Annotated in this window: 15 protein-coding genes; 7 read left to right on the top strand and 8 right to left on the bottom strand. The window is 59.9% G+C overall.

The features are described from left to right. The first annotated feature begins 1 nt into the window (after window position 1). From gspD to gspF, 3 genes are read left to right on the top strand one after another with little or no spacing between them, the layout of a single operon-like run. Window positions 2-2,314: a type II secretion system secretin GspD gene (gene gspD / locus VF694_RS04365; RefSeq protein WP_131070831.1), complete on the top strand. Its 2,313-nt coding sequence runs from the start codon at window positions 2-4 to the stop codon at window positions 2,312-2,314. Then, entirely contained in the window at window positions 2,311-3,729 is a 1,419-nt protein-coding gene (gene gspE / locus VF694_RS04360; RefSeq protein ID WP_003803163.1) for a type II secretion system ATPase GspE, read from the top strand. The genes gspD and gspE overlap by 4 nt, the downstream gene beginning before the upstream one ends. Window positions 3,730-3,743: 14 nt before the next feature. Further along, window positions 3,744-4,946 (top strand): type II secretion system inner membrane protein GspF, encoded by a 1,203-nt coding sequence (gene gspF, locus VF694_RS04355; protein ID WP_003803166.1) that lies wholly within the window; start codon window positions 3,744-3,746, stop codon window positions 4,944-4,946. 378 nt (window positions 4,947-5,324) lie between these two features. On the opposite strand, the gene VF694_RS04350 is transcribed toward gspF, so the two are convergent. From VF694_RS04350 to VF694_RS04330, 5 genes are all read right to left on the bottom strand, one after another. Next, window positions 5,325-7,502, bottom strand: coding sequence for a phosphocholine-specific phospholipase C (locus VF694_RS04350; protein WP_219235039.1), 2,178 nt, complete (start codon window positions 7,500-7,502; stop codon window positions 5,325-5,327). Window positions 7,503-7,523: 21 nt separating this feature from the next. Further along, on the bottom strand, window positions 7,524-7,721 hold the full coding sequence (locus tag VF694_RS04345) for a hypothetical protein (RefSeq protein WP_100214876.1): 198 nt from the start codon (window positions 7,719-7,721) through the stop codon (window positions 7,524-7,526). Between the two features lie 21 nt (window positions 7,722-7,742). Beyond that, window positions 7,743-9,821, bottom strand: a complete 2,079-nt coding sequence (locus tag VF694_RS04340) for a LamG-like jellyroll fold domain-containing protein (RefSeq protein WP_440163781.1) — start codon at window positions 9,819-9,821, stop codon at window positions 7,743-7,745. A 646-nt stretch (window positions 9,822-10,467) separates the two neighbouring features. Continuing rightward, the gene (murI, locus tag VF694_RS04335) at window positions 10,468-11,304 is read right to left on the bottom strand and encodes a glutamate racemase (RefSeq protein WP_003803172.1); all 837 of its coding nucleotides are present in this window, start codon (window positions 11,302-11,304) and stop codon (window positions 10,468-10,470) included. A 157-nt stretch (window positions 11,305-11,461) separates the two neighbouring features. Then, window positions 11,462-12,808 carry an aspartate aminotransferase family protein gene (locus tag VF694_RS04330; protein ID WP_003803174.1) on the bottom strand — a complete coding sequence of 449 codons (1,347 nt, stop codon included), beginning with the start codon at window positions 12,806-12,808 and terminating at the stop codon, window positions 11,462-11,464. 118 nt (window positions 12,809-12,926) lie between these two features. On the opposite strand from VF694_RS04330, the gene VF694_RS04325 reads away from it, so the two are divergent. From VF694_RS04325 to VF694_RS04310, 4 genes are all read left to right on the top strand, one after another. Further along, the gene (locus tag VF694_RS04325) at window positions 12,927-13,832 is read left to right on the top strand and encodes a LysR family transcriptional regulator (RefSeq protein ID WP_235587706.1); all 906 of its coding nucleotides are present in this window, start codon (window positions 12,927-12,929) and stop codon (window positions 13,830-13,832) included. A gap of 512 nt (window positions 13,833-14,344) precedes the next feature. Continuing rightward, window positions 14,345-14,827 (top strand): AmiS/UreI family transporter, encoded by a 483-nt coding sequence (locus VF694_RS04320; protein ID WP_003803176.1) that lies wholly within the window; start codon window positions 14,345-14,347, stop codon window positions 14,825-14,827. Between the two features lie 134 nt (window positions 14,828-14,961). After that, on the top strand, window positions 14,962-16,116 hold the full coding sequence (locus VF694_RS04315; protein ID WP_235587707.1) for a transporter substrate-binding domain-containing protein: 1,155 nt from the start codon (window positions 14,962-14,964) through the stop codon (window positions 16,114-16,116). A gap of 3 nt (window positions 16,117-16,119) precedes the next feature. Beyond that, window positions 16,120-16,809 (top strand): ANTAR domain-containing response regulator, encoded by a 690-nt coding sequence (locus VF694_RS04310; protein ID WP_003803183.1) that lies wholly within the window; start codon window positions 16,120-16,122, stop codon window positions 16,807-16,809. A 273-nt stretch (window positions 16,810-17,082) separates the two neighbouring features. Here the strand turns inward: VF694_RS04310 and VF694_RS04305 are convergent, their stop codons facing one another. The 3 genes from VF694_RS04305 to VF694_RS04295 are packed head-to-tail and all read right to left on the bottom strand — an operon-like array spanning window position 17,083 to window position 22,702. Then, entirely contained in the window at window positions 17,083-18,519 is a 1,437-nt protein-coding gene (locus VF694_RS04305) for an efflux transporter outer membrane subunit (protein WP_440163779.1), read from the bottom strand. Further along, window positions 18,516-21,632, bottom strand: a complete 3,117-nt coding sequence (locus VF694_RS04300; RefSeq protein ID WP_440163778.1) for a MexW/MexI family multidrug efflux RND transporter permease subunit — start codon at window positions 21,630-21,632, stop codon at window positions 18,516-18,518. Before VF694_RS04300 ends, VF694_RS04305 begins: the two co-directional genes overlap by 4 nt. Beyond that, complete coding sequence (locus VF694_RS04295) at window positions 21,629-22,702, bottom strand: efflux RND transporter periplasmic adaptor subunit (protein WP_003803190.1); 1,074 nt, start codon at window positions 22,700-22,702, stop codon at window positions 21,629-21,631. The genes VF694_RS04300 and VF694_RS04295 overlap by 4 nt, the downstream gene beginning before the upstream one ends. Window positions 22,703-22,946 lie beyond the last annotated feature (244 nt).

Below are 22,946 nucleotides of genomic sequence, written 5' to 3'. Positions count from 1 at the left end.
TATGAGTACCTTGACTAAACGACTTCCTGGGCTGCGGCCTCGCTTCCTCTTAAGCCTGGGTGCAGCCGTGCTGTTGAGCGCCTGTGCCAGCAATGGTCAGAAACCTGAGCCCGGTCCCGACCCTTCTTCTTTTTTTGCCTCAGTGGGCAAGGCGCCGGTACGCAGCGGGCAGGCTGATCCGCGCTTTGCCAATAGCAATACGGCCTCTGCGGCCGTCACGCGGCGGGTACCGCAGCGGGTCGGGGGCAGTGCGGCGCCTATCGATTTGCCGGACCCGGCCGAGTTCCCGCAAGGCGACGACATTACGCTCAATTTTGTGGATGCGGAGCTGGATGGCGTGGTGGCGGCTCTGGCCCGTTTCACGGGTCAGAATTTTATTGTGGACCCGCGCGTGAAAGGGCAGTTGACGCTGGTGTCAGAGGTGCCGGTAGACGCCAGAACGGCCTACGAGATGCTGCTGTCGGCGCTGCGGATGCAAGGCTTTGCCGTCCTGCGTAATGGCAAGATCAGTCGGGTGGTCCCTGAAGCCGAAGCGCGCCAGCAGGGCGGTGCGGTGCGGGCGGCTGGTACCGGGGCCAGTGGCAGCGGTGAGCTGGAAACGCGGGTGTTTACCTTGCGTTATGAAAATGCGACCGCCTTGGTTCCGGTGCTGCGGCCGATGATTTCGCCCAATAATCCCATCAATGCCTACCCGTCCAACAATACGCTGGTGGTGACCGATTACGGTGACAATCTGGACCGTATCGCCCAGGTCATTGCGGGGATCGATACCCCCGCGGGCTTGAACACGGACATTATCCCGATTGACTACGGCGTGGCCCTGGATGTGGCCGCCCTGGCCTCGCAAATGCTCGATACGCCCGGCAACGATGTGGCGCAGCGCATTACGGTGGTGGCCGACCCGCGTAGCAACTCGGTCCTGGTGCGGGCAGGCAGTCCGGCCCGGCTGGATCTGGCCCGTGACCTGATCCGGCGTATTGACAGCCCGGAAAGCAATAAAGGCAATTTGCATGTGGTCTATCTGCGCAATGCTCAGGCGGTGCAGCTGGCTGAGGTGCTGCGCGGGGCCCTGACCGGTCAAGCGGCTTCGGGGAACGCGAGCACCGGGAATCAACAGTCAAATAGCAATAGCCTGGCACCCGCCGCCAATGCCGGTATCACCGGCGGTGCCAAGGCCATGGACACGTCGGCCACTGCCAAGCAGCAGCCTCAGGCCGAGATGGGTTTGAGCGCCGCAAACAGTGCCAGCGGCACCGTGGCTTTTAGCGCTGGCGGTGCCACTGTGCAGGCTGATCCATCCACGAATACGCTGATCATTTCGGCCCCCGATCCGGTTTACCGCAGCTTGCGTGAAGTGATCGATCAACTGGATCAACGTCGCGCTCAAGTGCTGGTCGAGAGCTTGATTGTGGAGGTGAATGCGGAGAATGCGGCCGAGTTTGGCATCCAGTGGATGACAGGCGGTGGCAATATTGCCGATGGAGGTTCAGGTTTTGTCGGGGGCGCCAATCTGGGCGGTAGCGGGATTAACAAGGCCGGGGTGACCACCCTGGATTCGTTGGCGGCGGGTTTAAGTCTGGGCGTGGTCAAAGGTACGGTGAACGTGCTGGGCCAGCAGATTGTCAATCTGGGCGTCCTGGCCCGGGCGATGGAGCGCCAGGGCGGCATCAATATTCTGTCCACGCCCAACCTGATGACGCTCGATAACGAAGAAGCCAGCATCATGGTGGGCCGTACCGTGCCCTTTGTGACGGGGCAGTACACGACCACGGGTGATGGGGCCAGTAATCCCTTTCAGACCATTCAGCGCGAGGATGTGGGCCTGACCCTGAAAGTGCGTCCGCAGATCTCCGAAGGTGGGACCGTCAAGATGGCTCTGTACCAGGAGGTCAGCAGCCTGGACCCTACGACGTCGGTATCACCCAGCACGCCTGTCACGCGTAAACGTGCGCTTAGTACCAATGTGCTGGTCGATGATGGGCAGATTATTGTGCTGGGCGGCTTATTGGAAGACTCGATTGAGGATGGTCAGCAATCGGTGCCCTTGCTGGGCGATATTCCGTTGGTGGGCAATCTTTTTAAATACGAGAAGCGCAAGCGCAGCAAGACTAATCTGATGGTGTTTCTGCGCCCCCATATCGTGCGCAATGCCCAGGATAGCCAGAGCTTGTCCCTGGACCGCTACAACTATATGCGTGCGCTGCAGACCACTTTGCCGGACCGCTCCACCTGGTTCCATCCGGATGCGGAGCATATGGTGCTGCCACAAGCTGCCGGCGCGCCAGGCGCCGTCGACTTGCGGGAGACACTATGAGTCGTCTGCCGTATTCCTGGGCACGTCAGCACCGGGCCGTGCTGACGCAGCAGCAAGGCGTGGGAACGCGGGTCATCAGCGAGCGCACGCCAGATTGGGCTTTGGTGGAGTTGCGTCGTCGTTACCCCGAGTTCGAGGAACGGCAAGTGCCCGATGCCCAGCTCGACACCCTGATTGATGCCAGTTATGCGCAGGGAGACGATGCCGCCAGCGTGGTGGATGCGGCGGCCAATGAGGTGGACCTGGATCGCTTGATGCAGGAATTGCCCGCCGTGACCGATTTGCTGGAGAACCAGGACGATGCACCGGTTATCCGCATGATTAACGCCTTGTTCACCCAGGCAGTGCGGGACGGAGCGAGTGATATTCACCTGGAGCCCTATGAAACCCATTCGGTGGTGCGTTACCGGGTGGATGGCCGTTTGCGCGATATTGTCAGCCCACGGCGCGCCTTGCACGGTGCCCTGGTGTCGCGTATCAAGATCATGGCCAGCCTGGATATTGCTGAAAAGCGGCTCCCTCAGGATGGCCGCATCGCCCTGAAGGTGGGGGGGCGGGCCCTGGACCTGCGCGTATCGATTCTGCCTACCGGCCATGGCGAGCGTGCCGTCATGCGTTTGCTGGACAAGTCGGCCGGACAACTGGAGCTGGAGCGGCTGGGAATGGCCCCGGACATCCTGGCCCAGCTTGATGAGCTGATTCACCAGCCTCATGGCATTGTGCTGGTCACCGGGCCCACCGGCAGCGGGAAAACCACAACCTTGTATGCAGCCTTGGGTCGCGTCGACACAGCGCGCAGCAATGTGCTCACCGTCGAAGACCCGATTGAGTATGACTTGCCTGGCGTAGGCCAGACGCAGGTCAATCCGCGTATTGAACTTAGCTTTGCACGCGCCTTGCGTGCCATCTTGCGGCAGGACCCGGACATTATCATGATCGGAGAAATCCGCGACCTGGAAACGGCGCAGATTGCGGTGCAGGCATCCCTGACCGGCCATCTGGTCCTGGCCACCTTGCACACCAACGATGCCGTGTCTGCTGCTACCCGTCTGGTGGATATGGGGGTGGAGCCGTTTTTGCTGGCGTCCACGCTGCGCGGTGTGCTGGCCCAGCGGCTGATACGCAAGCTGTGCCTGCATTGTCGTCAGCCCGCGGACCAGGGGCAGTATCGAGCCAGCCCGGAAGGTTGTGAACAGTGCGGCCATACCGGTTACCAGGGGCGCACCGGTATTCACGAGCTGTATCGGATTGATGAGCGGGCCCAGCACCTGTTAAATGCCGCGGGTGCCGAAGCCGCCTTGCGACAGGCAGCCCGTGAATCGGGCATGCGCAGCTTGCGCGAGGATGCCCAGCGCTGGGTGGAGCAGGGCATCAGCACCCAGGAAGAAGTGTTGCGCGTCACGCGCGAGTTATAGGCGGGTCAAACAAGATGGGTACCTATCACTATGAGGCGGTGGATCAGACCGGGCGCAGCGAGCGGGGCGTCGTGGAAGCCGACAGTGAGCGTCTGGCACGCCAGCAGTTGTTGACCCGTGGTCTGTTGACTGTTTCCCTGAAAGCGGGACGAAGTCGTGCCGCCGCTCGCGCCCGTAGTGCAGGCTTGCGCCGTACCGAGCTGGCCTGGTTGACCCGTCAACTGGCCAGTCTGGTGGCGGCTGGGCTGTCTCTGGAAGCCAGTCTGGGCGTGGTGATCGAGCAGTCCACCCGACGTCCGATGGTCCAGCTGCTGGCAGCCCTGCGTGCGGATATCCGTGCCGGTCATAGCCTGAGTGATGCCTTGGCCAGTCACCCGCGCGACTTCCCGGAAATTTATCGGGCACTGGTGCGGGCGGGCGAGCAGTCCGGAGAGCTGGAGCAGGTGCTGGACCGCTTGGCCAGTTTTATCGAAGAGAGCGGTGCCCTGCGAGGCAAGGTCTTGACGGCCTTTATTTATCCCGCCATCGTCAGCCTGATCTCCGTGGCGATGGTGGTGTTCTTGCTCAGCTATGTGGTCCCGCAAGTGGTGGGCGCGTTTACTCAGGCCAAGCAGCAGTTGCCTTTGCTGACCCGTGTAATGATCAGCGCCAGCGATTTGCTGCGTGAATGGGGAGGGGTTCTGTTTCTTGTGTTGTTGCTGGGGGGCGCCCTGGTGGCGTTTCTATTGCGACAACCGGCCTTGAAGCAGGCCTTTCACCGACGCTTGTTAGGGGCGCCGATTCTGGGCAGCTATTTGCTGGGGGTGGACACTGCTCGTTTTGCTGCCACGCTGGCGATTTTGGCTGGCAGTAATGTGGCCTTGCTGACTGCTCTGGAAGCTGCCGGACGCACGGTGTCCAATCTGGCCTTGCGTGACGCCGTCAATCAGGCAGCTGTCCATGTGCGTGAGGGTCTGCCTTTGGCGAGCGCATTGCAACGCAGTGGCCTGTTTCCGCCCTTACTGGTGCAATTGATTGCCAGTGGAGAAAAAACCGGTGAACTGGCTCCCATGCTGGACCGGGCGGCAAGGACTTTGTCGACCGAGCTGGAGCGCAAGGCCCTGACCATGACTGCCTTGCTGGAGCCGTTGATGATCTTGCTGATGGGCGGCCTGGTATTGCTGATCGTGCTGGCCGTCATGTTGCCCATTATTGAGATGAATCAGTTGGTGCAGTAAGCGGGTGTGGCAATACACATGCAAGGCGAAAGGCGCAGAGCGGTTCATCCTGATGCAGCATGCCGTGCTGGGCCTGCCCCATCGCCTGGGGGCAGTCAGTAGGGCGCGGCGTGTTCAGCCCGTAGCCTGTGCTTGGCTTTTGCATTGCCCGCTTGTCTATGCGGGTCAGGTACAGAGACTTCACATTCCTTGAGGCGGTGTGCCCATTTGCCAGGCATAGCTCACTGATGGCAGCCCCATGCGTGGGTACCTGCCGTTGCTACTACGGATGCGTAAAAAAAACCCGATGCCTGTATTTGGCATCGGGGTAAAAAGTGTGCGTGGTGCGCACACACACTTAGTCAGACAATAGAACGATAGATTCAGCGCCTTGAAGTCTTACAGGTAGGCGGGAATCCCCAGGGCTGGATCGCTGACGCCGTGCGCGCCAAACTCCACCCGGCCTGCGAAGCGGCGGTAGTAGCTGGGGTCGCTGTTGCTGCGAACCACGAAGTCGTACCAATGACCGCTGGATTTCAAGGCCCAGGATTGTTTGGACTGCTGGCCGGGTTCCACCGTGACTTCCCATGGACCGTCTTCACGATAGGCCATGGACTGGATGGTGAAGGTGCAGGCGGACTGGCCACCGTTCATCATTTCCAGATAGATATCGCCTTTGGTGATTTCGTAGCAGACACGGATCTCGGGGCGGGCGGCCTCGGCCTGGCCCAGCACGCTGACATCACCACGGAAGTGGCGGTGAAAGCCGTTCGGACCCAGTACCCACAGATCGTAGTGTCCCAGGTTGTTTGCCTGCGCGTCCCAGACATCATCGAGCATCTGGCCGGGTTCGACCATGTAGCGGCGTGGGATGCGATCCAGGTTGAGCTTGTCATAAACGTGGAATACAGCGGCCGCTTTGCCGGTGTTGGAAAACAGCAGCTGAACGCCTTTCTCGCTATCGCAGCGGGCACTGACGTGCAGTTCATAGGGCAGGGCGCGGGATGGACGCACACCCGTTTGCTGGACGGGAATACGCTGGTTGTCCACGGGCTGGGGTACCTGGGCCAGACGCTCCTGGGCACTGCGAATGGCATCGGCATCCTGACGGCTGCGTCGGCCATTCAAGGTGGGCAGTGGCTCATCGTTCGGGCTGGCGAAGTTAAAGGCCGAGGTCAGATCGCCACACACCGCGCGGCGGTAGGGGCTGATGTTCGGTTCCATCACGCCAAAGCGCTCTTCCATGAAACGGATGACAGAGGTGTGGTCAAACACCTGCGAGTTCACCCAGCCGCCACGGCTCCAGGGGGAGATGACATACATGGGAACCCGTACACCGGGGCCAAAGACCTTGCCGTCTTGCGGGGGCTGGCCGGCCAGACCCTGAGGGCTGGGGTAGTTGTAGTACTCGAAAGCCAGCTCTTCCTTGCTCAGGGTCGTCTTGCCGGCCGGTTTGCCGGTGACCGGGTCAATCGAAGGGGCCGAGGGCGAGGGGACGTGGTCAAAGAAACCATCGTTTTCGTCGAAGTTGACGAACAGAACGGTCTTGCTCCAGACCTCGGGGTTGGCCGTCAGGGCATCGAGCAGCTCCTGGGTGTACCAGGCACCTTGTACCGGGCTTGATGGGCCGGGGTGCTCAGAGTAGTTGGCTGGGGCCACGACCCAGGAAATCTGCGGCAGCGTGCCAGCTTCGACATCCTTGCGGATTTGCTCCAGAAAGCCTCCGTCGGGCATGGTGTTGGCAATGCCCTTGTACAGCGGGTTGCCAATATCGTCCGAAGGTTCGTAAGGAGTGTTGGTGGGTTTGCCCGATTGCTCGTTGGCAATGCGGTATTGCAAAAAGCCCGCCAGCGAGTTGTCGGTGAAGTTGTCGGGCAGGTTCTGGTAGACCTTCCAGCTGATTCCGGCTTCTTCCAGACGCTCAGGGTAGGTTTTCCAGGTGTAGCCGCCAACGCTTGAGGGCCGCAGGCTGTCCCAGGCGTTGTTGACGGTACATTCGCCCGAGCCGGTCGGACCGTTGGTACCCGTCCACAAGAACATGCGGTTGGAGTTCGTGCCGGTGTGCATGGAGCAATGATAGGCGTCACAGATGGTGAAGGCGTTGGCCATTGCGAACTGGAACGGCACCTCGGCTTCGCGGTAATAGCCCATGGAGTGACGGTTCTTGTGCTTGGGCCAGAAATCCATGCGACCGTGGTCCCAGGCGGCCTGACCGTCTGACCAGGAGTGGGGCGTACCGTTCACGCGCTGGGCATTGCCTTTGGTGGCATCCAGGTGATAGGGCAGGACGGTTTCGTTCGAGCTGACGTTTTGCTGCCAGACATTGCGGCCATTGGGCAGGGGAATGGTGAATCGGTCACCAAACCCGCGTACCCCTTTCAGGGTGCCAAAGTAGTGGTCAAAGGAGCGGTTCTCCTGCATCAGAACCACAATGTGTTCCACGTCCTTGATGGTGCCTGTCTTGTTGTTGGCAGGAATGGCCAAGGCCTTGCGAATGCTGGGGGGAAAGGCAGCCAGTGATCCGGCAGCCAGGCCGGCGCCAGTGACGTTACGTAGGAAGGTACGGCGTGAAGTCATTGTTCGTGATCTCGTCAACAATTAAGGGGCGCATTTGAGTTGTGCTGCGGGTTCGGGAGTGGGTTTGCCCGGCTCTGTCGGCTCTTCTGTCGAGCCGGAGCCACCCGAACTGTCCGTGTCGCTGCCGCCACCGCAAGCAGCCAGCAGGCCGCAGAGCATCAGCAGGACGGATGCGCGTTTAAGGCGCTCAACGGTGATGGAAGGGTGTGTTGGGGTCATGAAAAATCCTTGGTTGTGCAATCAGGGTTGGAGGCTGGACAGGGGCTTGCGCGATTCATAAATACTGGTCAGCTCGTCCGTGCTCAAATCGCGGTCCCAGATGGCCAGTTCGCCAAAGTCCATATTGATGTCGCTGCGGCCCCAGCGTTTGTAGTACTGGCCGGTGACGTCTTCGTTCAGCCCCAGCTCGCTGGTGCCGGTTCCGCCCAGCGCGGCGATGGTGCGGGCTTCCAGGGCGACCGATCCAAACTGCGCACCTTTTTTAGTGTCGAAGACATGTCCACGCATGATTCCCTTGGATTTGTCGATCACCACGGCCACATAGGCCCACTGGTCAGGGGTGATGTTGTAGCCCTGACTTTCATTGCGACCACCGCCATAACCGGTGTTAAAGCGGATGTCGCAACCGTTGGCGTTAAACAGGCCGAGCGCAAAGCCGGGGTTGTTGCCCGAGTCGTAGTTTTTGTTGGCCATGATGGAGGCGCCATAGCCGTGACAGTTGTCCGGGGTGCGGAACCAGAAGCCGATCGTCAGTTTTTGTGCACCACCGGTTCCCAACAGTTCGCGGCTCAAGGCCAGGCGATAGCCCCGGTTGCCATTGGCATCGGCCTTGCTGCCGAGCAGACGCAAGCCACCTTGGGGCTGGGTAGGGTCCAGGAAGTCGGCTGCCAGCAGTTCGCCGGCTGGAACGCCCGGGCTGGCTGGTTGCAGGCTGCTGCCGCCCTTGCTGTCGGTAAAAGGCTGAGCACTGAAGGTGTAATAGCTGCGCAGGCCGTCTCTCAGGGTATCGGCCAGTTTTGGAGGAGGCTGGTAGCCTGCTTCAGCTTGCAAGGTGGAGGCAGCCTGACCCGTTTTGACCGAGTAGCTCAGCGAGTAGACTTGGGCGTTCTCCGAGACAGGTAGCGGGTCGGAGTACTGGGTCGAGCCTGCGGGCAGGGTGGCAATCAGTTTGCCATCACGCATGATCTGGATTTCCTGCGAGGCATCGCCGTCCAGAACCCAGTTGAGGTCCACCATGTTTTTATCGGCTGGCTTGTTGAAGCTCAGGTTGCGGATACGGGTCTGGGCTTGCAAAGGCGAACCGCGAAAGGCGTATTGCTCACCCTGTACGCCCAGATGGGACAGAACAGTGGGAGCGATATCGATCACGGCGGCCAGCGTGTTCATGTCGGTGCTGCTGGTGACCTGGCCATCGATGGCAGGCAAGGACGCCAGGGTCTTGTTGGTGGCGATAAAGCTGGTTTTGTTGCGGTTGAACTGCGAGCCGGTGGCGCTGCCGAACTCGTCCATGCCGTAGCTGCTCGTCAGGATCAGCAACCAGTCTTCGGACGCATCAGCCTGCTTGCGCTTCTCAATCAGGGCCAGCAGCTTGTCCAGGGAAGCCAGCGACTCTTGAACCGCTTCCTGATATTGGGGGCTGCCCAATCCGGTTTGTGAGGCCGCACGAGCCGGCGCCTGGATCTGGGCCAGAATCAGGGATTTGCCCTCTTGCAGGTATTTCTGGGTCTGCTCACTGACGCAACTGTCCGAGTCGGTACAGTTGGCGGCTTCAATGATCCGGCCTTCTTGCAGGTCTGGCGCCCACAGCGTGCGGTAGTCTGCTGTGCTTACGGCCAGGGCGGCCGGTGTTGGCTCGGAGGCCAGCGCAACCAGAGTGGGGCTCTTGAGTTGTACCGGTTCCTGGCCGACGCCACGCAGGCCGTGTTGATCGGCCCAGACGCCCGTGATCAGGGAGGCCCAGCCCGGCAGGGGCAGGGTACGTTGTTCACTGGGGGTGCCGGTATAGCCGCCGGTTTGCGCCGGGGCAATAGTCAGGTTTTTCAGCGCAGGATGCTGACCCGCTTGGCGGGCTTGCTGCAGTGCGTCGTAGCTCAGACCGTCGATAGTGACAATCAGGGCTTTTTTACCACCCAATGCCTGGGGTTTATCGCCCGGCTCTACAGTGGGGGACTCGGGATTGACATCGGGGTTTGCTGCACCATCATTGGTGCCGGAGCCGCTACCGCAAGCCGTCAGGAGCAGTGCCAGTGACAGGGAGAGCCCCGCCTGTTGCAGGCGTTGCACGGTAGGGGATTTTTGGGGACGTGAGGTGAAGGTCATACAGCCACTCAAGAAGAGGAGGTAAAAAGAGAGGCCGGACTGTGCGTGGGGGTGGGCTGCCCAGTCGGCATCGGATCAGGACTGCGGGCAGTGTAGGAAGGGCGTATGACTGCGCTGTGAACGGATCAGCAAATCCGCCGATGATTGGATTGTGTTTTATGCGGTGGGCTTGTTCAGGGCAGATAGGAAGGGCGGGGAGTGGTGACGGGCCGCGGCTCGGCGGGGATGTGGCGGTTTGATGGATGGTTTGTTACAGGGGAAGAAGGCGCGTGAGTTTTGAGCGAGTTTTTGTGCTTTAGGCTCAACGTTGTTGTTGGATGGCCGGATGGGGCGCAGCGGTCCCCTTGCCGACGCCGCGCGTCGGCACCCTTGGCAAAGTGACAATCGGGGCGCAGCCCGAACGTGCCTGTGCCTCCTGTGCATGCACCTGGAACAGTGCTCAAGGGCCTAAGGAATAATGTCTGGAATCTTTGCTTGGGCCGATGGCTGGTTTAAAGGCACGGCGGCGGTGTGGACGCGGAGTGGGGCGTAGACGATGAATGAGTGAAGCTGTAGTTGGGCGGCAGAAGGTGGTGCTCACTCGGGTCGAGCAGCCAATTCAGGCTGCTCTTGATTGGATGCATCGGGAGATGGAGTGCAGCCGGTTTTACAGCGCGTGTAGCGGTTGCGTCGGGAACGCCAGCATGGTGGGTTCGGCCAGCCCTGTCAGTGCTTGGATGACTTTTTGGGCTTGGTCCATGGGGGCGCTGCTGATGAAAGCGCTGGTGCCCGCCAGTGTTTGAGGGTTCAGGCAGTTGGCTTGTTGCAGGCGCCGATGGACTTGAGCGGCAACGGCGAAGGAAGGTTCCAGGATATGGAAGCGCGAACCACTGATGGCGTCGATAGTGGGGCGCAGGAAGGGGTAGTGGGTGCAACCCAGCACGAGTGTATCGGCCCGGCTTTGCAGGGCGGGGGCCAGGCGCTCGCGTAGTTCCGCCTCGATTTGCGGGCCGCTCAGTTGCAGGGCTTCAACGCGGTCAGCCAGTCCGGGGCAGGGAATGCGGATAATTTCAATGTCGCTGGCGTAGCGGTCGATCAGGCTTTGCAGGCCTTTGCTGTCCAGGGTGCGACTGGTAGCCATCAGGGCAACGCTACGGCTGCGGCTCAGTGCGGCAGCGGGTTTGATGGCCGGTTCGATGGCGATGATGGGAAGGTTCAGCGTGGCGCGCAGGGTCGGGGCGGCGACCAGGGTAGCCGTGTTGCAGGCGATGACCAGTGCTTTGCAGCCGTGGTCAACCAGCAGTTGTGCCATGCGCTGGGTGCGCTCAATGATCCATGCCGGGGAGCGGTCACCGTAAGGGGCGCATTGTGAGTCGGCCAGATACAGCAGATTTTCCTGGGGCAAGGATTGACGCAGGGCCCGCCAGATGGACAGGCCGCCCACGCCCGAGTCAAACAGGCCGATCGGGGCCTGAGCCAAGGGGGGCGGGATGGGTGAACTCATGGCGCTGAACGTTTCTTGTGGAGCAAAGCTCGTATTATGGCGCGTTTGTGGGGTTTGGAGCAGGCTGTGGGGGCTGCTTGGGAAGAAAGTTAAGGTTTCCAGTTGCTACGACTGGGCGTGGTTTGGGGCGGCCCAGGGCAGGCCGCCCTTTTTGTGCTTAGGCCAGTTGCTTCAAGACGCCACCGACGGCATCAAAGAGTGAATCAAGCTGAGCAGGTGTACTGGTGAAGGTGGGACCAAACTGCAGTGTGTCGCCACCAAAGCGTACGTAAAAGCCCTGTTTCCACAGTTGCAGGCCCGCTTCAAAGGGGCGGATGGCTGGGTCGCCGTTACGGGGGGCCAGCTGGATGGCGCCTGCCAGGCCGCAGTTGCGAATGTCGATCACATTCGGGCTATCGCGCAGTTGATGCAGTGCCTGCTCAAAATGCGGTGCCAGTTCGGCGGAGCGTTGCAGCAGATTGTCTTGTTCCAGCAACTGCAGGGCAGCCAGTCCGGCGGCGCAGGCGACGGGGTGGGCAGAATAGGTGTGACCGTGGCTGAATTCCACGGCGTGCAGGGGCAAGTCCTGGCCCATGAAGGTTTGGTAGATTTCTTGGCTGGCAACGACTGCGCCCATGGGGATGGCGCCGTTGGTCAACTGCTTGGCCATGGTCATGATGTCGGGGGTGACGCCAAAGTATTCGGCCCCGGTGTAGGTGCCCAGGCGGCCCAGGCCGGTGATGACTTCATCAAAGACGAGCAGGATGTTGTGTTGATCGCAAATCTGGCGCAGGCGCTGCAGGTAGCCGGCAGGTGGCACCAGCACGCCTGCCGAGCCCGAAACGGGTTCGACAAACACGGCAGCGATGGTGCTGGCGTCGTGCAGTTCGATCAGTTTCAACAGTTCGTCGGCCAGGGCAGGGCCCCCTGTTTCGGGCTGGCCGCGCGTGAAGGCGCAGTCTGCCTGCAGTACGTGGGGCAGGTGGTCGGCATCCATCAACTGGCCGAACATTTTGCGGTTACCGCCTATGCCGCCCAGGCTGGTGCCGGCCACGTTCACGCCGTGGTAGCCACGAGCACGGCCAATCAGACGGGTTTTGCTGGCCTGGCCTTTGATACGCCAGTAGGCCCGCACCATCTTGACGACGGTATCGGTACATTCCGAACCGGAGTTCGTGAAGAAAACATGATCCAGACCGTCGGGGGTGTGCTGGGTCAGCTTGTCGGCCAGTTGAAATGCGGCGGGGTGTCCAAACTGAAAGGCGGGAGAGTAGTCCAGTTGCCCGAGTTGACGATGTACGGCTGCCTGGATTTCATGGCGAGCGTGTCCGGCACCACAAGTCCAAAGCCCGGACAGACTGTCAAAAATCTGGCGGCCTTCCTGATCGTAGAGCCAGTTTCCTTCCGCCTTGACGACCAGGCGCGGGTCTTGCTGGAAGTGCCGGTTCGCCGTAAAGGGCATCCAGTGGGACTGGAGATTGAGTTCACTGGCAATCTGCTGTGGCGCAAAGTAGGGTGAGTTCATAGCGGTCTCCTCAAGGCGGTGAATACCCCCAGTGTAGGTGGCTAAGTTGTTGAGTAAAATACGTTTTTATTTAACTTCACTTATTGTTTTACTCACCCATATGCAACTGAAAGGACTCTTGCAGGTTTCCGATTTTGATTTGCGCCTGTTGCGTGTGTTCAGAACGGTGGCGCAGGTGGGCAGCTTTTCGGCGGCGGAGGGCGTGTTGGGGATTACACGCTCGGCCATCAGCTTGCATATGAGTGATCTGGAAAAACGTCTGGGTGGCATGCGGCTGTGCCAGCGTGGCAGGGCAGGTTTTGCCTTGACCGAAGAGGGACGGCAGGTGTTGCAGGCCAGTGAAACGCTGATGGCGGCAGTAGAAAATTTCCGTAGCGAGGTCAATCAGCTGCATTCCAGCTTGCGGGGGGATTTGAACATAGGCTTGATGAACAGCCTGATTTCCCAGCCACATATGCACATCACTTCGGCCTTGCGCACCTTGCGTCAGAACAGTGAGGCGGTACGTGTACACATCAGCATGAGTACGCCGGGAGAGATCGAGCGCGGTTTGCTGGAAGGCCGTTTGCACATGGGGGTCCTGCCCGAAACCAATGCGCTCAGTGGGTTGGAATACCGCAGGCTTTATGATGAGCCCTATTTTCTGTACTGTTCCTGGGAGCACCCACTGTTTGAGCAAGCACAACAGGGGGAGGTCTCTGCACAGTCCCTGTGTCGGGCGGCAGCGATTGCGCCTGCCTACCGGATGAGCCCGGAGGCGATTGGACAGCACCAGGATTTGAACTGTGTCGCCACGGCCAGTGATCGGGAAGGAATTGCTTTTTTGATTCTGACGGGGCAATACATTGGTTTCTTGCCTGAGCACGTCGCCGCGCGCTGGGTGGAAAAAGAGCAGATGATTGCCGTGGACCCGCAGCAACGCCGATTTACGATTCCCTTATCGCTGGCCATGCGCAAGGACAGGCGGGCCCATGCGATTGTGGATTATTTCCTTCGTGTGCTCGAGAGCGAGTCAAGGCTCTGAAACCTGCCCCATCGGCTGACAGTCCGTCATTTCTGAAATAGCCAGGGGCGGCATAAATCGCCCGGAATCGTCGGCACAGGGTCACGGTGTTCTGCTCAGGGATGAGCGCAAACAAATCGTTAAAAGGATTAAGCGCACTGACACAGCGTAGTGTTAGGCCACACATAATCAGCCGCTAGGGTAATCGCTAGTACAGACGATAGTGCAGGCTATGTAAGAATTGCTTCGATCGCGATTTCAGATCGCTGCTATATGTTCGAATAGAGACGACATCCGCTGCCAATGATGCCAGCGTGGGTGTTGGGCAAAAAGGCCCAGACTGGTTCAATGCTTGAACCCGTCTGGGCCTTTTCGTTTGCCTCAAATAGATCCGACTTTGTAGTTAGGTCGCAAACTAATTGAGGCCCTGCTTCGCGGCAGTATGTCATTGCGAGACACAGAGCTCACGCAGCGTCAGCACGGTCTGACGCCAGCCAGGCCGGAATCGTCACCTTGTTTTGGAGGCTTATGCCATGTTGGGTGTTGCGCTTTTCTTTATTGGGGCCGTGCTGATGGTGAATGGCGTGGGGTTGACCGGGCGTATTGAAAGTCGGGACCTGGCTCCCTTCAATTTGCTGGTGGGCTTGCTGGCGCTGTTCATCAATTTGCTGGGATTGCAGCGCGGCGAGCACATGGCAGATTATTTTGCCGTTGCCGGTGGACTGCTGTTTGCTTTCACTTATCTGTATCTGGCCGTCGTGCAGTGGTATGGCTTGAAGGGCGTGGGTTTTGGCTGGTATTGCCTGTTTGTGGCCATCAGCGCTCTGGCCTTTGCCTGGACTGCCAGTGATCCACGCCTGGTCACTTTGTGGCTTTTGTGGTCCAGCCTGTGGTTTTTGTTCTTTCTGTCCTTGGGGCTGGGCCGGTCCTTGCGCATCTTGCCCCTGTACACCGTCCTGATCGGGGTACTGACCTGCTGGTTGCCCGGTACCCTGATGTTGATGGATGCCTGGTAGTGCGGCTGGGCAGACCGGCCGGGAGGAGAGGCCGCAGGCATGCTGTTTTTTTGGAGTAACCTGATGCTCGCTCGTAGTGTTCACCGGCAGGTTTGTAGACCTGCTGCCCTACCATGCTAGACAGGAGATGGACTTTGGCTCACAACGACCCCGTACGCGTCGGCGTTCTTTATTCGGCAACCGGCATGACCTCGACAATTGGTCAGTCGCAATGGCAGGGGACCAAACTGGCGATAGAGGAGATCAACGAAGCTGGCGGCTTGCTGGGACGCGAACTGGTGGCCGTTTGCTACGATCCGGCCTCCCGGCCAGCGTGCTACGCACAGCAGGCCGAGCGGCTGATCGTGCAGGATCGTGTCAACGTGATTTTCGGTTGCTACATGTCCAGCAGCCGCAAAGCTGTCATCCCGATTGTGGAAAAGTGGAACAAGCTGCTGTTCTATCCCACCTTGTATGAGGGTTTTGAGTTTTCGGGCAATGTCATCTATACGGGGGCCGCACCCAATCAGAATAGTGTCCAGCTGGCGCATTTCATGACCAGCAATTTTGGCGCGCGGGTCTATATGATCGGCTCGGATTATATCTACCCTTACGAGTCCAATCGGATCATGCGCGAGCTGGTCATGCAGCATCCCGATAGCAAGGTGCTGGGCGAACACTATCTGCCCCTGGATGCTAGCGAGAGCGATTACAGCCTGATTATGGATGATATACGGCAGAAGCAGCCGGACTTTATTTTCTCCACCGTAGTGGGGGACTCCACGGCCAATCTGTACCGCGCCTATGCCCATGCCGGCTTTAACCCGCAGACCATGCCCATTGCCAGCCTGACGACCTCCGAGGCCGAAGTTGCCCAGATGGGGGCGCACATTGCCTGTGGACACTTCACGGCGGCGCCGTATTTCCAATCCATCGAGTCCGAGGTCAATGCACGCTGCCTGGCCAGTTTGCGCAAGCGTTTTGGGGCGGATTGTCACCCTAATCTGTGTTGGGAGGCCGCCTATTCACAGATGCATTTGTTCGCCAATGCCTATCGACAATCGGCCAGTGATGCCATTGGGGACTTGCTGCCCTATCTGCTGGGCAGTGAGCTGGATGCCCCGCAGGGGCGGATCAAAATCGATCCCTCCAATCATCACACCTGGCTCTATCCACGAATCGGGCGCATCAACGCCGAGGGCAATTTTACGATTGTGCGTCAGGCAACCCGTCCCGTCTCGCCCGACCCCTATCTGGTCACCCACTCCTTGGGTGACTGGACTGCCAAGCTGGATACTTTGGAGACATAAAGCGTGGCCAACTCCTCTTCCTACGGTGATGAGCCGGCAAACAAGCCCTTGCGAGCACGAAATCGTTTTCCGCATGCCACCTCGCCGCAGCTCAAGGAACTGCGGCAGCTGACAATGGTGGTCATGCATCCGGACGACAGTGACGGCCGATTGCTGACCCAACAACTGCAGCGCATGGGGTGTTCCGTCCAGACAATCTGGCCACCGACGCAAAATCTGCCCTGCGGAACGGATCTGGTCTTTCTGGCCGTGCAGCCCGATCTGCTGCATCTGCGTCTTGACTGGGTGTGCGAGCAGGATGCGCCCACCATTATCGCGGTGGTCAATTACGAAAACCCCACGATTGTCTCTGCCGTGCTGGATCTGAATATTCAGGCCATTCTGCCTTCGCCGATCCGGTCCTTCGGCTTACTCTCCACGGTGGTGCTGGCCCGAAAATACCACAAGGAACTGCGCCAGCAGCGTCGCCTGATCAGCAAACTGCAGACCAAGCTGATGGGGCAGCGGCATGTAGCGCAGGCCAAGACAATCCTGATGCGAACTCATCAGGTGTCCGAGGATCAGGCCTACGATTTGATCCGCGAGCAGGCGATGAACAAGCGCAGCACGATTGAAGATATTTCGATTGCCATTGTAAATGCCAGTGAAGTGCTTTCTCTGGGACAGCAGGGAGCGCCCTGGCGGGGGAGCTAGGCGGATGTTTTCCTTCTGCTTCTTCCTGTCCGGTGTCCTTGCCTAAGGTTGTTCAGGGGGGCGGGAAGCCTCAAGGAGTGGGACAAGCGCAGCCCTGTTTGCGGGTGTTGTTTTACCTGCCCTTGTGTGGTGTGTGAGCGGCAAGCGCTCGAATCGGCTGATGCAAAACAGCCGTGCGCAGCAGGACGAGTTTCCCCAGGCAGACGCACTGCACACAGACAAAGGGCGGTCTGTCCTTGAGACAGACCGCTCCTGGACCGATCCGGTCTGCCACTACTCCCTTATCGGTGAGGTCGCGACGCCCCAGCCTAGCGCCTGATACAAGGCAATCACGTTCAGATAAGCCCCGGTTTCTGCCAGCGCCAGCTCCTGTCGGGTCTGGTTTAAGTCGCGCTGATTTTCCAGCACATCCTGATAGGCTCCCGCGCCGATCTCGTAGCGTGTTACGGCACGGGCGTGTGCTTGTTCCAGATGACGCGCGGCGCGGGTCAGACCAAGCAGGCTTTTCTGGTGTTGAGTCAGATGGTGCAAAGCCCCCTGAATTTCTTCCTGAGCCTGCAGCAGGACTTGTTGATAGTGCAGACGGGACTCGTCTGCAAGAGCGCGCATGCCGCGCAAACGAGCTTTGGCATGGCCCAGACGCAAGGCAGGCCATTGCAGGGCGGGCGAGACATCAAAGGCCCGGGCGGCATGACCCAGATCACTGCCCCGCAGAGCGAAAAACCCGATAAAGCCTGCCAGATCCAGACGTGGATACAGCTCTGCTGTTGCTGCGGCCACGTCGTGCGAGCTGGCCAGAATCTCCTGTCGGGCGGCCCGTACGTCAGGCCGGTTAAACAGCAGCGCATTCACATCCCCCAACGGCAGGGCGGCGGCCAACGGGGCTTGCGCACTGGGCAGCGGCGCATCAAGAGCCTGAGCTTTTCCACCGCTTAGCACCTGCATGCGCAAACGGGCTCGTTCGAGCTCGCTGCGCAGTTGGGGCACCACGGCGTTTGCACGCTCCAGACTGGCCTGGGCATTGTCCAGATTCTCGGGCAACTCCCGGCCCAGTGACACGCCAGCTTCTACCAGCCTGATGGTCTGTTCCCAGCTGCGTACATCGTCCTCGGCCAGCGCCAGCCGTCGTTGCAAACCTTGGGCCTGCACATACTGGCGGGCCAGCTCAGCCGCAATGGCCTGGCGAGTCAGGTCCAACTGCGCCGCGCTGGCTTGGCTGCGAGCCTGGGCAGAACGGGCCAATTGTTCCAGGCGGCCGAAAACGTCAATCTCCCAGGAGGTCTGCATGCCCAGTCGCCAATTTTCCTGAACGCCATGATCAATCGACCCGTCTGGTGCAGCAAACTGCGAACCGCTACGGTGATAGTTAGCGTGAGCCGTGACGGCCGGCAGACGGTCGTGCTGACGTTCATCGATCAGGGCGCGGGAGGCTCGCCAGCGAGCCTGCGCCTGGGCAATATCCAGATTGTGATCCAGGGCCTGGGCGATCAGGGCATCCAGTTGCGGGTCCTGCAACAGCGTCCACCAGTTCTTGTCCTGGCTGGCGGGATTGGCAAACTGGCCGCTCCAGATGGTGGCGTCCAGCTGAGGGGTGGCGGGAATGGAGGAGTCCAGCCCCACGGCGCAAGCACTGAGCATCAGGCAGGGGATCATCCACTGTAGAGCACGCGTCAAAGGGGCAAGCGACTGGCGTAAAGTGAGGCGCGTCATGATGCCTGTTCTCCGGTGCAAGAGCGTAGCGCCTGGGCCAGCTCACGTGCCCGAGGAGTGTCGGCCTGATGAGCGTGATTGCGCGCCAGCAAGGTATATAAGGTAGGCAAAATAAACAGGGTAAATACGGTGCCGATCAACATGCCTGAGACCAGTACCACACCCAGACTAAAGCGGCTGTTCGCCCCCGCCCCGGAGGCAAAGAGCAGGGGTATCAAGCCAAAGACCATGGCTGCGGTCGTCATCAGCACAGGGCGCAAGCGAATGCGGGCCGCCTGCAAGATGGCATCGGGTTTGGTCAGCCCTTTTCGGGATTGCAGCTCATTGGCAAACTCCACCATCAGAATGCCGTGCTTGCTGATCAGCCCCACTAGTGTGAGCAGACCGATCTGCGTATAGATATTGAGCGTGCCCAATCCCAGGGCCAAAGGCAGCAGGGCCCCGCACAGGGACAAGGGCACTGTCACCAGAATGAGGATGGGGTCCAACAGGCTTTCGTACTGCGCGGCCAGCACCAGATAAATCACAAGTAGCGCGGCCAGAAAGGCCCAGGCCAACGACTGGCTTTCCTGGGTGAATTGGCGTGATTCCGATTGCCAGTCATGCGTAAAGCCGGCGGGTAGTTGGCGTGCAAGGTCGTCCAGGTACGCGACTGCCTGCCCCAGGGTGACGCCAGGGGCTGGAATGGCCTGCAGTGTGGCCGAGTTTTGCTGGTTGAACTGGCGCAGGCTGTTCGGTTCCACTTCGCTTTGGATTTGAACCATGGTCGACAAGGGCACCAGCTCGCCATTGGCACTGCGTACAAACTGGCGTGTCAGGGCTTGAGCCGTCAGGCGCAGTTCACGCTGGCTTTGCGGAATGACGTCGTACGAGCGGCCATCCAGCGAGAAGCGATTTAGGTAGTTTTCGCCGACCAGCACGGCCAGCGAGTCGGCAATGTCACGCAGGCTGATGCCTATGCTGGCCGCCTTGCTACGATCGATTTCGAGACGGGCAACCGGCTTGTTATAGTCCAGGTCGCTATCGACCACGACGAACAGGCCACTGTCACGGGCTTGCTGCTTCACCCATTCCATCGTGTCGTACACCGTGCGGTAGTCGCCGGGACTGCGCAATACCAGCTGCACCGGCAGACCGCCGCTGGAACCGGGCAGGGGGGCGAGCTGGAACGCGAAGATACTGCTGCCTGCAATCTGGCTGACGCGAGCTTGCAGTTCTTCCTGAACCTCGTTGGCATTGCGTTCGCGTGCGCCCCAGTCTTTCAGGTTGATTCCGCCAAAGCTGGCGGCTGGGCCGTCTGTTCCCATAATCAGCCACGTGCTCTCGGTTTCGGCGATGTCACGATAAATGTCATCCAGCTGTTTACCATCGCGCTGGGCATAAGCCAGGTTGGCGTTCTGGGGGGCTTTGACAGCGGTGAGCACGCTGGCCTGATCCTCAACCGGCGCCAGTTCGCTGTGCGTCATTTGATAGAGCACCGGCAGGCTGATGAAGATCACCAGGGCGACGGTCACGCTAAGCCAGCGGTGACGTAAGGAATACGCTAATAAACGGCCATACCGGACCGATAGGGCGTTGAAAAATCGTGCGGCCAGATGGGCCATGCGGCCTTCCTCTTGTTGCGCGGGTAGCAGTAAAGAGCTCATGACCGGGGACAGGGTCAAGGCCACTACCCCGGACACCAGCACTGCGCCCGCCAGGGTCAGGGCGAACTCTTTGAAAAGTGCGCCAGTCAATCCGCCCATCAGGCCAATCGGGGCATAGACGGCGGCCAGCGTCAGGGTCATGGCAATGACCGGGCCCGCAACTTCACGCGCGCCCAGCAGGGCGGCCACTACGGGCGAGCGTCCCGCCGCAATATGTCGGTGTACGTTTTCCACCACCACAATGGCATCGTCCACCACAAGGCCAATAGCCAGTACCATGGCCAGCAAGGTCAGCAGGTTGAGGCTAAAGCCAAACGCCAGCATCAGAGCAGCGGCCCCCAACATGGACAGAGGAATGGTGGCCAGCGGAATCAGCACGCTTCGCAAGGAGCCGAGGCACAGGTAAATCACCAACACCACGATCAGCATGGCTTCCGTCAGGGTTTTGAGTACCTCATCAATAGAGGCCTGAATAAAGCGTGCTGTTTCAAACGCCAGCTCCACTTCCACGCCCGGCGGCAAGGTGGCTTCAATGGCAGGCAGACGCTCTCGAATGCCGTCCACAATGCGCAGGGGGTTGCCGCCGGGCGTCGGGAACAAACCCAGGTGAACCGCCGGCAGGCCATCCATCAGGGCGCTGGTTTCGCGTGTCGCCGCGCCCAGCTCCACCGTGCCCACATCGCGCAGTCGCACCAAGGAGGTGCCGTCCTCACGCACGATCAGGTCCTGAAATTCGGCCACGCTGGTCAGGTCGGAGTTGAGCTGGATGGTGCTGAGCACATGTTGACCTTTGACCATGCCGGGGGCGGCCTGATAGTTGTTGGCACGCACGGCCTGGGCAATATCGGCCGCCGTCAGGCCATAGCCAGCCATGCGGTCCGAGTCCAGCCACAGGCGCATGGCCAGTTTCTGACCACCAAAGGTCTGAATTTTGGCCACCCCGTCAATGGTGGAGAACATGGGTTCCACCACGCGAGACAGATAATCGTTCAGTTCCGGGATGGAGAGTGAGGTTGTGGAAAAGCCCACATATGCGACGGCGGTGGAGTCGCCGGAGGAGCGCTCGATAACCGGGTCATACGCCCCTTCGGGCAAGCGATAACGTACCTGGCTGACTTTGCTCATGACCTCTGTGAGAGCTTGGGTGGAATCGCGATTCAGTGCCATGCGCAAGCTCACGACACTGCGGCTTTGCACGGAGCTGGAGGACAGATAATCGACCCCTTCGACCGAGGCCAGGGCCTGGGCAATTGGTTGCGTGATAAAGCCTTGCATCAGCTGCGCAGAGGCGCCAGGGTATTCGGTGGTAATCGTGATGGTGGAGTTCTCCAGCAGGGGATACTGCCGGATCGGCAGCTTGTTCAGGGAGAACAGACCCACCATCAACAGCAAAGCGCTGACCACCAGGGCCAGGACCGGGCGCCGCACGAACAAATCGGTAAAACCGGGACGGGAAGCGGTATTCATACAGGCTCCTTGCGCTGGGCAGTTTGTACCGTGGAGCCGTCCTGGATCTTGATCTGTCCGGCGCTCACCACCCGATCACCTTCTTTCAGACCATCCGTGATCTCGACGCGCTCATCCCATTGCTCGCCAGTTTGCACTGCCACACGTTTGACTTGCCACAAGCCTTGGCTGGCCGGGGAGGCGACAAAAACGGTCTGACCGTAGGCCGTATAGGTCAGCGCTGTTTCAGGCACGGTCAGCACGGAAGACGGCGCGGGGCGCTTCAGTTGTACTCGGGCATACATCCCTGCCTTGAGGCGCCGCTCTGGATTGGGCAGCAGTGCTTGCAAGCGCACCGTGCGCGAGTCGCCGATCAGCGGGTCGATGGCGCTGATTTGCGCCTGGAAGTGTTCGCCCGGCCAGGCATCAAGCTGCACCTGAAGTTGTTGGCCGACGCTCAAGTCAGGCAGGCTGTGTTCCGGAACCGTCAGGTTGATTCGCAAGCGGCTATCGTCGACCAGGCTGGCGATAGGCTGGCCAGGTTGCAGATAATGGCCCTGATGCAAGTGGGTAATGCCTATCTGGCCCGAAAACGGAGCATTGACCTGCTTCAAACCCAAAGCGGCTTGTTGGTACTGCAACTGTGCCTGTGCCATCGCATGATCTGCCTGCGCCTGGTCCAGTTGTTCCTGGGTGGCCGCCTGCTGCTCTTTCAGCTTGCGCACTCGCATGAGCTGGATCGCGGTCTGTTTGACCTTTGCCTGCTCACGATGCACACCGGCCTGTTCGAGCTCATCATCGAGCAGGAGCAAGGGCTGACCTGTCTGAACCGCTTGTCCTGAGGCGAATTCAATCTTGCGGATGCGTCCGCTGGTCTGTGCACTGAGCAACACTTGTTGCCAGGCTTCCAGCGTACCGACTGCATGTAAAAGACGAGGGGGGATCTGGGATTGCACGCTGGACAGTTCGACGACGGCAGGCGGGTAGCCCCCGGTAGACTGGGTTTGTTCCGTGGCTGGGAGCAGCCGCCAGCTCAATACCCCCAGGCTGGTTAGAACGACAATCATGATTCCGATGCGACGTGAACTCATGCGCTTTGCCCTCCTGCCTGGTGCTCCCGCCACAGCGGCTGTCTGGGTGGATGCGTCCGTCCGGATCGTTGGTCCCGTTGTGCCCAGTCCTCGGGTTTGAAAGAGGTGGCGCGCACAAGCGGTTTGCAGGGCGGGGAGAACACGATGGCAATGAGCGCGCTTAGCGTAGACATGCCGGGCCGCATGCAGACTAACGGTCTGGCAAACAGAGTCCAGAAAAGGGAAAACATGGCAGGTTCCTGTG

Origin of the sequence: Alcaligenes sp. Lyrl_28 (genome assembly GCF_051948705.1) — a bacterium.
GTDB classification, from domain to species: domain Bacteria; phylum Pseudomonadota; class Gammaproteobacteria; order Burkholderiales; family Burkholderiaceae_B; genus Alcaligenes; species Alcaligenes ammonioxydans.
Note: the sequence above shows the minus strand (reverse complement) of the source record. Positions and strands in the feature narration are given on the sequence as shown.

Coding starts and splice junctions, on each gene's coding strand:
- gspD (WP_131070831.1), top strand. CDS start 2: ATGAGTACCTTGACTAAACGACTTCCTGGGCTGCGGCCTCGCTTCCTC.
- gspE (WP_003803163.1), top strand. CDS start 2,311: ATGAGTCGTCTGCCGTATTCCTGGGCACGTCAGCACCGGGCCGTGCTG.
- gspF (WP_003803166.1), top strand. CDS start 3,744: ATGGGTACCTATCACTATGAGGCGGTGGATCAGACCGGGCGCAGCGAG.
- VF694_RS04350 (WP_219235039.1), bottom strand. CDS start 7,502: ATGACTTCACGCCGTACCTTCCTACGTAACGTCACTGGCGCCGGCCTG.
- VF694_RS04345 (WP_100214876.1), bottom strand. CDS start 7,721: ATGACCCCAACACACCCTTCCATCACCGTTGAGCGCCTTAAACGCGCA.
- VF694_RS04340 (WP_440163781.1), bottom strand. CDS start 9,821: ATGACCTTCACCTCACGTCCCCAAAAATCCCCTACCGTGCAACGCCTG.
- murI (WP_003803172.1), bottom strand. CDS start 11,304: ATGAGTTCACCCATCCCGCCCCCCTTGGCTCAGGCCCCGATCGGCCTG.
- VF694_RS04330 (WP_003803174.1), bottom strand. CDS start 12,808: ATGAACTCACCCTACTTTGCGCCACAGCAGATTGCCAGTGAACTCAAT.
- VF694_RS04320 (WP_003803176.1), top strand. CDS start 14,345: ATGTTGGGTGTTGCGCTTTTCTTTATTGGGGCCGTGCTGATGGTGAAT.
- VF694_RS04305 (WP_440163779.1), bottom strand. CDS start 18,519: ATGACGCGCCTCACTTTACGCCAGTCGCTTGCCCCTTTGACGCGTGCT.
- VF694_RS04300 (WP_440163778.1), bottom strand. CDS start 21,632: ATGAATACCGCTTCCCGTCCCGGTTTTACCGATTTGTTCGTGCGGCGC.
- VF694_RS04295 (WP_003803190.1), bottom strand. CDS start 22,702: ATGAGTTCACGTCGCATCGGAATCATGATTGTCGTTCTAACCAGCCTG.